The following is a 10,484-nucleotide window of genomic DNA, read 5'->3' as shown; positions in this document are numbered from 1 at the left end:
CTGTCTGTACCGCATTCACCGTCTCAGAATCGGTGTCTCTTACCGGAGTGTTGTTATAGGTCGTGCTGGCTGTCGCCGTGTTGGTGAAGCTGCCTGCATCTACATCGGACTGGGTCACGGTGTAGCTCGCTGTAGCCGTAGCACTTGCCCCTGGAGCCAAGCTCGCAATCGGGCTGCCTACTACGGTCGCCACCGGATCACTCACCACAATGTTGCTCAAGGTCACGTTACCTGTGTTCTTCACGATCAGGTTATAGGTCAATACATCTCCTACCGCATCGTAGCTGTTCGGTGATGTAGTCGACGTCTTGGTCAACTCCAAGTTCGCTGTCTGTACCGCATTCACCGTCTCAGAATCGGTGTCTCTTACCGGAGTGTTGTTATAGGTCGTGCTGGCTGTCGCCGTGTTGGTGAAGCTGCCTGCATCTACATCGGACTGGGTCACGGTGTAGCTCGCTGTAGCCGTAGCACTTGCCCCTGGAGCCAAGCTCGCAATCGGGCTGCCTACTACGGTCGCCACCGGATCACTCACCACAATGTTGCTCAAGGTCACGTTACCTGTGTTCTTCACGATCAGGTTATAGGTCAATACATCTCCTACCGCATCGTAGCTGTTCGGTGATGTAGTCGACGTCTTGGTCAACTCCAAGTTCGCTGTCTGTACCGCATTCACCGTCTCTTGAGCTTGATTCGATGTAACTCCATTTCCACTTGCTGTGGCTAAATTGGTTACGGAACCTGCATCAAGATCGGACTGAGAAATAGTATAGCTACCTGTCGCAGTTACACTTGCACCAGGTGCTAATGGACCATTGACATTTGCAATGCTGGAAATTTTATTATCAGTTACACTAAACGGACCATTCAAGGTCACATTTCCACTGTTGGTGATTACATAGCGGTATGCAACCACGTCACCTACTGCATCATATGGATCTCCAGAAGTAGCTTCCTTTGCCAAAGTCAAAGCTTTGGTTTGGCAAACAACAACAACCGTCTTAGTATCATTATTAGCAGCCGTACCAGAAAGATCAGATACCGTAGTTCCATTGGCTTTACCACTAGCGGTTGCCTGATTTTCAACTTTACCATTCTCAATATCCTGTTCGGTAATGGTATAACTGGCTGTATAAGTCCAGCTTTCATTGACATCCAATATTGCGTTTCCATTACCATTAGCACCAAGTGTCAATGCCACAACAGCATTTGGGGCTTGGAATAAAGGATCAGAAATCTGAACATCGGTTAGAGGATATGCGCCTGTATTGGTCAATACAAAGCTGTAATTGATTGTAGGATTCAAGGTTGGATCCAAACAATTCTCACCAGAAGGACCATTGGTCGCTGTTTTAACTAGAGCAAGGCTACAAGTTCCAACGTTTACGGTTACAGTAGCTTTTGCACTTTCACATTCACCAGTTTTAGTTTGGCTGATTTTATAAGTGAAAGTTCCTGCACTCAAAGTACTGATGGTCGGCGCCCCAGATAATGGATTGTCATTTTGATCATACCATTTAATGGTATATCCAGAAGCTGGTGTAACTGAAAGCAATTTATCTCCAGAATTTTGACAATAATCAAAAGTCTGATTAGTCGGAGCTGGAGCTTTAGAAGGAATAGTAACTGGAATCTCAATAAACTTATTACAGTTCTTGGTAGTAAAGGAATACTTTACCACATAAGAGCCTGGCAAACTAGTAGCCAAATTGATTTCTCCAGATTGGGCATCAATTTTTAAATTATTACTATTTGAAGTAAAAGTTCCTCCTGTTACACCAGTAATTTTGGCAGGAACAGTTGTATTAGGACCGCAAAATAAATTTGAATCATAGGTTACTTCTGCGGTTCCAAAATTGATTTTTACCTGAATTGGATCTATGAAATCATCCGCTGCTGCAGTAAGAGAAGAGGAAGATCTGGTCTTGACCATCATTGTTTTGACTTTGATGCCTAAACATGGATCAGTCAATGCTCCAAGAATTTCTGTAATGTTTAAAGCCGCTTCAACAAATTGAAGTGGCTGATAGGATGAATTTCCAAATGCACCGACAGGAGTTTGAGAAATCGAAGTGTTTACAAAACCGAAAGCATTTGAAGAGGTAGTTTGGATATAGCTCGATCCATTCCACAAATAAAATTTGATATCTACAGCTGAACCACCGTTTTCGTAACTAACAGCAACTAAGATATCGTTGATTGATCTTGTTCCAGTAAATCTGTTATTATTCGTATTTCGAGTTATCGTATTTTGAAAAAATTCAAATTCTAAATAGCTAGTGCCGTTGGTTGCTAATCGGTCGGATGCAACAACTAACCAAGTATCATTATTTGCTGCCGTTCCGATATGCAAAAACGCATTTCCGATATCTCCCTTACCTCCTGCATCGCTCGCTCCCCAAATCCATGAACTGGGATCATCTGAAGATTTTGTACCTGAAGTAAAAACCAATTCTTGGGGTAAGGTAGTCCCTTTATATCCATCCTTAACCCAAAATGATGTCTCCACATTTAAAGGAACTCCACTAGAAGAAAAAACATGTCCTCCAGCACCAGCAGGTCCTGGAAACCAGTCTCCAATTCCCACTGTCGGTGAGTTAGAAACCAGGTCTCCTTCTATTCCAATTCCTCCACTTGGAATTACTACAGGTGATGTGTTTTGAGAAAATCCTTTTGGAAAAAAAGAAAATAGAAAGAGAAGAACAAAGGATAAACCAAGAAGGTTACTTTTTGCTAATTCTCCCCATTTCAAAAATCCACCTTCGGGTGTCCGGGAACTGAATTGATAATTGGATAAAGTCTCCATATCGTTAGAATTTAAAATTTTCGAGTTCGTAAACTTGTTTCTATACTGTTCTCATTTTTAAGGCTTTAGCTGCATTCCTTTTTCAAAAAAATCCAGATGAGCCCTTACTTTTTGTAACAAAATCCCGTCGAACTAAAAACGGGCTTTACACTCATTATCAAATATTTGCCATAAAAATACACTTTTATGTTTTTCATATCCAAACCTTTTTTGGAAAAATTTAATGTGTAATGCAAATTTTTTTATGTGAAATGAATTTTAATGCCCTTATAAATTAATTTTTGATGAACTTTTGGGCCATTTTTTATAAACAAAAACTAATTCCTTTGATTTAAATCAAAAAAATAGATTCACCTTCCCCCTTTTGTATATTGAATGGATATTGGATTCATAGAAACAAAGCCCATGGAACAATCGCTTATATCCCAGACTGATTTTGCTACCCTGCTTCACCTGCAGAAAAAAACAGCCATTGAATGGAGAAGCTCTACCTATAAGGAGCGCTTGGAACGCTTGAAAATCCTAAGTGATTGGATCAAAAAGAACCAGAAAAAAATTCAGCAGGCTCTCTGGGATGATTTTAGAAAGCCTCCGATTGAAACTGACCTTTCAGAAATTTTTCCAGTGACTTCAGAAATTAATCATGTAGCCAAAAACCTCAAATCATGGATGAGTCCATCCAAAGTAAGCACTCCCTTACCCATGTTGGGCACAAGTAGCTATCTTCAAAAAGAGCCGAAAGGCACTTCCCTCATTATTTCTCCCTGGAATTATCCGTTTAATCTGGCCATTGGCCCATTAGTTTCTGCCTTGGCTGCTGGCTGCCCGGTGGTAATCAAACCTTCAGAATGGACCCCTCATACTTCCCAACTCATTGAGGATATGGTGGGCTCCCTCTATAAACCTGAGGAAGTAAAGGTGTTTCAAGGGGATGCTTCAGTCTCTCAGGAGCTTTTAAACCTTCCTTTTGACCATATATTTTTTACTGGAAGCCCTCAAATCGGGAAAATTATCATGGAAAAAGCTGCCCAGCATCTAAGTTCAGTGACTTTGGAGCTTGGCGGAAAATCACCGGCCATCGTCACTACCAGCGCTAATTTGGCAGATACAGCGAGGAAAATTGTCTTCGGAAAATTCGTCAACAGCGGGCAAACCTGCATTGCTCCTGATTATATCTTGGTTCATCAGGACAGCAAAGATCAACTCGTAGCTGAATTGACCCTTGCTATCAAGGAGATGTATGACCCCAAGCTTAAAGGGATAGAGCAATCTCCTGATTTGGCCAGATTGATCAGCGATCGCCATTTCCAAAGGCTGAATGAATGGCTTCAGGATGCTTTAGTAAAAGGTGCAAAACTGGAGTTTGGTGGAAAAGCCGATCCTAAAGAACGATACATTGAACCCACACTCCTTTCTGGAATAAGTGAAGAAATGCAGGTAGCTCAGGAAGAAATTTTCGGCCCCATTCTTCCTATTTTGACTTATCAAATTCTTGAACAGGCTATAGAATACGTTAATGCAAAGCCGAAGCCTTTAGCCCTTTACATTTTTGACCAGAGTAAAGAGGCCAAGGAAATCCTTCACAAAACGAGTTCTGGAAATGCGGTAATCAACGATTGTGTCCTGCATTTCCTGAATAATGAACTCCCATTTGGAGGGGTAAATAACAGCGGCCTAGGCAAGGCACATGGCTATTATGGATTTTTGGCTTTTTCCAATGAAAAAGGAGTGATGAAGCAAAGAATAGGACTAACCAATGTTTCGATGCTGAGACCTCCTTACGGAATAAAAGCTAAAAAAGTGGTTCAATCTCTCATCAAATGGTTCTAATATGAAGCACTCATTTTTTATCAGTAGACTATTTTTCTTACTCTTTTTCCTAGCTTTTGCGTTTGCTTGTCAGGAAAATTCAGAGCCTGAAATCTTACCCGCAAGAGACCTTTTGAATATTTCTTACGGAACTGACAGCCGACAAACCATGGATGTTTTTTTGCCGGCTGGTAGATCCACAGCTACAACACCCACACTTATATATATACATGGAGGGGCCTGGATAGATGGGGATAAGAGTGAATTTCTTCAGGTAAAATCCATCATGGAAAAAGAATTTGAAGGATTTGCACTTATTTCTCTCAATTACAGACTTTATGATTTTGCTTTAAATAAAAATCTAATACCCGACCAGGAAAAAGACATTGAATCCGCCATAGCCTATATCAAATCTCAATTGAACGATTGGAAAATAGCTGATATTCAAGTCATTTCCGGTGCGAGTGCTGGAGGACATTTAGCCCTATTGCATGCTTATAAAAGAAATGTCTCCTCGATAAAAGCAGCGATTGCATTCTTCCCTCCAACGGATTTGTCTGCCTTATATGGTTTTAATAACCTAACATCACTAGGACTGAGTGCGGTGGTCGGAGGAACTCCCTCTGAAAATCCCGAAAAATATAGAGAGGTAAGCCCTACAACACACATAGATAGCCAGGATGTCCCTACAATTTTCTTTCATGGAGATGTAGATACAGTGGTTCCAATTACACAAAGCGAATTGCTCAAGGCAGGTTTGGAACAAAAAAATGTCAGGCATCAATTCACCAAAGTTCCCGGTCAGGGCCATGGTTTTACACAGGCTACCTACTCAACTTTAATCGCTGAAGCGAGGGCATTTATAGGAGATATAAATTAAAAAACCCCGGCAAAACCGGGGTACCATAAGTTTTAGACTTTTTGAAGTCCCGTAGAATGAGCCATCTCTTTGATGGCTTCCACTACTTTTTCCGAAGGTTTCAGGCGTACCTGGTCCAAGTGCTCTATTGTGCTCAGCATCTCCACGTATTCTTGCATCAGGGATTCATCACTATGCAAGGCTTGCATCAAGAGTTCTTGTTCTACCTCCGGCATTTCCTGATAAATATACCTTACCAGGTCATTTGGGGTAAAAGGTTTTGTCATAGGCTATATTTAATTGTTTCATTTTTTTCCGCAAGTGAATAAGCGCATAACGCATTCTTCCTAAGGCTGTATTGATACTCACTCCAGTTTGATCTGCGATTTCCTGAAAGCTCATATCCAAGTAATGCCGCATGATCAATACTTCTTTTTGTGATTCGGGTAATTCCTCAATCAAGCGCTTGACCAATTCGATGGTATCTTCCTTTATTCTTTTGTCCTCCACTGAGTCTTCAGCGAATTTCAAAGAATTGAAAACATTGGAACCATCTTCCATCAAAATGGTAGGATAGCGCTTCTGTTTTCTGAAATGATCCACCGCAAGATTATGCGCAATCCTGAGAATCCAGGGCTGGAATTTTCCTTCCTCATTGTATCTGTCTGAATTCAGAGTCTGAACGACTTTGACAAATACATCCTGAAGCAAATCTTCGGCTATTTTCTGATCCTTCACGATCAGAAATATTGTGGTGTAAATTTTACTTTGGTACCGATCGACCAAAAGATCAAAGGCAACTTCACTGCCGTTTCGATACTGAGCTATTAACTCGCTGTCCTGAGGACCTAATCGCTTACTCATATTAAGTTGGTTTTTGAGAAACGTAGAAGTCTAAGCCATAGTATCTAATTAGGTGATTTTTATAAAAATTATTTTTATCGGTTTTTTTGAAAACAGGCCTCAATCTTATTCTAAATAGTTGAATAAATCAAGGTGAAATTAAAATTCAGGAGAAAATTTCGATTTCCAGAAAAATCCAGTCTTTGACATATAACTCCTTGCAACCAAATAGCGCCAAGGTCTGTGCCAAAAATTGTTAATTCAATAAATCCCTCCGAATTCTGAATTGGGATTTTCCGCAAAAGTCCTCTCCAATTTGTACCTTCGTATATTGTCAAAAATTAAAGAAAGAATGGATTTAAGCGGAAAAATAATCAACCAACTTCAGGAAGTCAGTGGAAATTCCAAAAGTGGAAATGCCTGGAGAAAGCAGGAATATATTGTTGAAACGGGTGGGCAATACCCTAAAAAAGTGTGCGTATCGGTTTGGGGAGATAAGATTGATCAATTTGGCCTTAAAGTAGGTGAACAGGTTACTTTGGGAATTGATGTAGAAAGCCGTGAATACAACGGAAGATGGTATACCGAAGTAAAAGCTTACAAAGTAGACAGAACCAGCGGAGGATCAAGTTCTGAAAACATGCCAGAAGTCGATACCTTCTATTCAGAAAGTGAAGAGGATAAGCTTCCTTTTTAATTAGTAATTCAACGCTTTTTTTAAACTTACTTTTCTATGTGGGATGATGATGAAAATGAATGGGAAGATGAAAATGAGTTTGATCCGGAATCGTCCCGAGATCAGACTTATTCTCATCCCATCATGAAAAAAGCACTGGAAATTGTTTCGCTTACCCATGCCATTGTAGGTAGCCTCGACGAAGCGAGGAAAGAACTCTATGGCGGAATCATGATGGAAAGCGCTATGGTTCTCGGGGCTAAGTTTGCCGGAGCAAACGGAATTGAAGACTACATTCTAAAAATGGAGAATGCCACAGTCATGAAAATTCACGCTAGAAGCCTTCGAACAATGACCTACCAATTGGCCATGGAAGAAACTCATGCTGAGGAGCATTTGGAATTGCTCAGAAAAGCAATCGATGAGTTTAAACTTCTCTTCGTGGATTGGGTAAAAACCTTTGACCCAACAGACCGATACGATGACGGTTGGGGATTATTCCTTTAGAAATAAAAAAAGCGGGGCCTATTCGGCCTCGCTTTTTATTTTTAGTTCTATTTCCTCACCAGATTCATCTAGGAATCTGTATTCCGTCACGGGTAGGGAAGAATCTTTGATCAGTTTAATCCATTTAAAGTACTTGAAAAACCACTTTACTCTTCGGCTAATCATGCCAGTGGTAAAGTATGCGTGCAGGTAGGGATGCAGCCCGATGTGGATTTTGTCCACGTTTTGAATCGTTGCGATATGCTCCAGGTCACTTTCCAGTTTATCCGCCACCAAAATGGAAGCTTGGATTTTACCGGTACCGTTACATGCAGGACAGGTCTCTTTGGTCACAATATTGACTTCAGGACGCACTCGCTGCCGGGTGATTTGCATGAGCCCGAATTTGCTCAGCGGCAAAACAGTATGCTTAGACCTGTCAGACTTCATCTCCTGCTGCATTGCTTCGTAAATCGCCTTTTTGTTTTCGGCTCTTTTCATATCGATAAAATCGACTACAATGATTCCCCCCATATCTCGGAGGCGGAGTTGTCTGGCAATTTCTTTTGCAGCAACCAGGTTGGTTTTTAATGCTGTGGATTCCTGGTCACTTTCTTGATTGGACTTGTTGCCACTATTGACGTCAATGACGTGTAGGGCTTCTGTATGTTCAATGATGACATAGCCGCCCTGAGGCAAGCTGACTGTCTGTCCAAACAAGCTTTTGATTTGCTTTTCGATTCCAAAACTTTCAAATAGCTTGGCTTTACCGTTGTAAAGCTTGACAATTTTTTCTTTTTCAGGGGCTATTGACCTGATGTAGGATCTGATCTGATCGTAGGTGGATTCTTCTTCTACGGTGATTGCGTCGAATGATTCATTGAGTAGGTCTCTCACTAAGGAGCTGGCCATACTCATCTCTCCGATAATTTTATCCCGACTTTTTGCTTTCAGCAATTTCTTCATGCCTTCTTCCCAAGTATTGAGAAGATTTCGAAGGTCTTTGTCAAGTTCCGTCACGGACTGTCCTTCGGCTACCGTTCGGATGATTACTCCAAAATTGGCAGGCTTGATTGAATTGATAAGTCTGAGTAGCCTTTTTCTTTCGTCACTGCTTCTTATTTTCTTGGATACATTGACTGTATCAGAAAATGGAACCAGCACCAAATATCGGCCGGGCAGAGAGAGCTCACAGGATAATCGCGGGCCTTTAGTGGAAATGGGTTCTTTAACCACCTGAACCAAAACCTGATTGGTCTTGGAAAGAATCTTGTCGATTTTACCGACTTTTTCTATTTCAGGTTCATTGTCAAAACCCTTCAGTAGGTAACTGCTGTAGTTGTTGTTTCTTACCAACTTGGTAAACTTCAGCAAGCTGTTGACATTCGGGCCAAGGTCCTGGTAATGAAGAAAGGCGTCTTTCTCATAACCCACGTCAATGAACGCAGCGTTGAGTCCATTGACGATCTTGCGGACCGTGCCCAGGTAAATGTCTCCTACCTTAAACTGGTTTTCCATCCCTTCGGAATGAAGCTCTACCAGTTGTTTGTCACTTAATAAGGCGATACGACTCCCGTTTTGAGCAGAATCGATTAACAATTCCGTACTCAAAATCTCGTCTTAATTAATATGTAAATGAACGTAGGTATAAAAACTCGAAAAGAAGAAGTGGATTACTTCTTCTTATGTCTGTTTTTTCTAAGTCTTTTCTTACGCTTGTGAGTCGCGATTTTATGTCTTTTTCTTTTCTTACCGCAAGGCATAGTTTTTAGAATTTAGTGTGTAACAATAATTTATAGCTGGTCGAGATAGCCCTGAATACTTCCAAGAATCATAGGATCCTCAGTCATTTTCTTTACTAACTCAAACTGTGCTTTCGCTTTGTTTTTTTCTTTGGCTTCAAAATAGCTCACTCCGAGATAAAATTGCCCTTGAAGATTGTCAGGATGGTATTTTACCAATTCCTCAAATCGCTCAACCGCTCTTTTATATTGTCCGGATTGCATGGAAAGAACTCCCATATTAAACAATCCATCTTCGTTTTGCGGATCTTGCTCCAAAACTTCCCTCAGCATGGTAATTCCCTGCATCGGGTTGGAGGAAGAAACGTAGGTCATCGCCACTTTGGTCTTAAGATCAAGTCTACTCTGATCTTTATCCAAGACTTTGTTTAGATAGAGCCTAGTTTTTTCTGCCAATAATTCAACTTTCGATTTGTCCAACGCAAAGGAAAAAGCCTCATAATTGGCTTTTCCAGCTTCTTCTGCCAAAAACATATTCTCAGGCAAAAGATCAGCAGCTCCACTCCAATAGTAGGCCGCACTGTCAAACAAACCTTCCTCCTGATAAATTCCTGCTAAAACCTGCGCTGCAGCTACCTTTTCTTCCTTTTCAGGAGCATTAAGGTAATTGTATTTCAATTGGTCCGCTTGAGTTCTTTTTTCAGAAGATAGCTCATTCTCATGCATTTCGGTAACAGATGGAGTCTCAGTAGAAGTTTGTCCTTCCGATTCCTCCATTTTTGCTCCTGTAGAATCGTTGTCGACCACTACTTTGGGTAGGGCATACAAACCTACAACAGCTAAAATACCGACTGCAACAAGAATGAGCTGTGATTTTTTCATGTCAAAGTCGCCTCTGGCTTAGTCCTGAGGAGCGAGTTGTTTGATTTTTTTGCTGTTCTTGATCTTCTCAATAAACACTTTTGATGGCTTAAATGCCGGGATATAGTGCTCATCGATCACGATAGCTGTATTTTTGGAGATGTTTCTAGCAATTTTCTTTGCTCTCTTCTTGTTGATAAAACTACCAAACCCTCTTACGTAGATGTTATCTCCTTCAGCCATAGAGTCCTTCACTACTTTGAAGAACGCTTCGATAGCTTGTGTCACATCATCCTTCTGGATTCCGGTTTTATCGGAAATCTTGGTGATTACTTCTGCTTTTGTCACAGTGATTTTAATTTAGAAATTACGAAATAAGCTTAACAACCTATTAACCAAGTGTTT

10 protein-coding genes are annotated in these 10,484 nt (G+C 40.9%); 4 read left to right on the top strand and 6 right to left on the bottom strand.

From position 1 onward, the window contains the following. On the bottom strand, positions 1–2,803 hold a 2,803-nt coding region (locus tag DFQ04_RS18205), incomplete at its 3' end, for a DUF11 domain-containing protein (protein ID WP_243739723.1). A gap of 405 nt (positions 2,804–3,208) precedes the next feature. Here DFQ04_RS18205 and DFQ04_RS18200 point away from each other — a divergent pair. Then, positions 3,209–4,633 carry an aldehyde dehydrogenase family protein gene (locus tag DFQ04_RS18200; RefSeq protein WP_133558557.1) on the top strand — a complete coding sequence of 475 codons (1,425 nt, stop codon included), beginning with the start codon at positions 3,209–3,211 and terminating at the stop codon, positions 4,631–4,633. Position 4,634: 1 nt separating this feature from the next. Then, positions 4,635–5,492 (top strand): alpha/beta hydrolase, encoded by an 858-nt coding sequence (locus DFQ04_RS18195; protein ID WP_133558555.1) that lies wholly within the window; start codon positions 4,635–4,637, stop codon positions 5,490–5,492. 32 nt (positions 5,493–5,524) lie between these two features. Here DFQ04_RS18195 and DFQ04_RS18190 read toward each other — a convergent pair whose 3' ends face one another. Further along, positions 5,525–5,758, bottom strand: a complete 234-nt coding sequence (locus DFQ04_RS18190) for a hypothetical protein (RefSeq protein ID WP_133558553.1) — start codon at positions 5,756–5,758, stop codon at positions 5,525–5,527. Further along, entirely contained in the window at positions 5,733–6,335 is a 603-nt protein-coding gene (locus tag DFQ04_RS18185) for an RNA polymerase sigma factor (protein ID WP_133558551.1), read from the bottom strand. Before DFQ04_RS18185 ends, DFQ04_RS18190 begins: the two co-directional genes overlap by 26 nt. A gap of 331 nt (positions 6,336–6,666) precedes the next feature. Here DFQ04_RS18185 and DFQ04_RS18180 point away from each other — a divergent pair, with 331 nt between their 5' ends. Both DFQ04_RS18180 and DFQ04_RS18175 read left to right on the top strand, forming a co-directional pair. After that, on the top strand, positions 6,667–7,011 hold the full coding sequence (locus DFQ04_RS18180; RefSeq protein ID WP_133558549.1) for a DUF3127 domain-containing protein: 345 nt from the start codon (positions 6,667–6,669) through the stop codon (positions 7,009–7,011). Positions 7,012–7,047: 36 nt separating this feature from the next. Beyond that, on the top strand, positions 7,048–7,497 hold the full coding sequence (locus DFQ04_RS18175) for a hypothetical protein (protein ID WP_133558547.1): 450 nt from the start codon (positions 7,048–7,050) through the stop codon (positions 7,495–7,497). Between the two features lie 18 nt (positions 7,498–7,515). Here DFQ04_RS18175 and DFQ04_RS18170 read toward each other — a convergent pair whose 3' ends face one another. The 3 genes from DFQ04_RS18170 to DFQ04_RS18160 all read right to left on the bottom strand — a co-directional run bounded on the left by DFQ04_RS18170 (position 7,516) and on the right by DFQ04_RS18160 (position 10,427). Next, positions 7,516–9,087 carry an Rne/Rng family ribonuclease gene (locus DFQ04_RS18170; RefSeq protein ID WP_133558545.1) on the bottom strand — a complete coding sequence of 524 codons (1,572 nt, stop codon included), beginning with the start codon at positions 9,085–9,087 and terminating at the stop codon, positions 7,516–7,518. Between the two features lie 182 nt (positions 9,088–9,269). Beyond that, complete coding sequence (locus DFQ04_RS18165; RefSeq protein ID WP_133558543.1) at positions 9,270–10,100, bottom strand: tetratricopeptide repeat protein; 831 nt, start codon at positions 10,098–10,100, stop codon at positions 9,270–9,272. An 18-nt stretch (positions 10,101–10,118) separates the two neighbouring features. Further along, positions 10,119–10,427, bottom strand: coding sequence for an HU family DNA-binding protein (locus DFQ04_RS18160; RefSeq protein ID WP_133558541.1), 309 nt, complete (start codon positions 10,425–10,427; stop codon positions 10,119–10,121). Positions 10,428–10,484: the final 57 nt, after the last annotated feature.

Source organism: Algoriphagus boseongensis (assembly GCF_004362805.1).
GTDB lineage: Bacteria > Bacteroidota > Bacteroidia > Cytophagales > Cyclobacteriaceae > Algoriphagus > Algoriphagus boseongensis.
Note: the sequence above shows the minus strand (reverse complement) of the source record. Positions and strands in the feature narration are given on the sequence as shown.

What these genes read in the sequence shown, in the direction of transcription:
- DFQ04_RS18185 (WP_133558551.1), bottom strand. Translation starts at nt 6,335, where the DNA reads ATGAGTAAGCGATTAGGTCCTCAGGACAGCGAGTTAATAGCTCAGTAT.
- DFQ04_RS18175 (WP_133558547.1), top strand. Translation starts at nt 7,048, where the DNA reads ATGTGGGATGATGATGAAAATGAATGGGAAGATGAAAATGAGTTTGAT.
- DFQ04_RS18180 (WP_133558549.1), top strand. Translation starts at nt 6,667, where the DNA reads ATGGATTTAAGCGGAAAAATAATCAACCAACTTCAGGAAGTCAGTGGA.
- DFQ04_RS18190 (WP_133558553.1), bottom strand. Translation starts at nt 5,758, where the DNA reads ATGACAAAACCTTTTACCCCAAATGACCTGGTAAGGTATATTTATCAG.
- DFQ04_RS18195 (WP_133558555.1), top strand. Translation starts at nt 4,635, where the DNA reads ATGAAGCACTCATTTTTTATCAGTAGACTATTTTTCTTACTCTTTTTC.
- DFQ04_RS18165 (WP_133558543.1), bottom strand. Translation starts at nt 10,100, where the DNA reads ATGAAAAAATCACAGCTCATTCTTGTTGCAGTCGGTATTTTAGCTGTT.
- DFQ04_RS18200 (WP_133558557.1), top strand. Translation starts at nt 3,209, where the DNA reads ATGGAACAATCGCTTATATCCCAGACTGATTTTGCTACCCTGCTTCAC.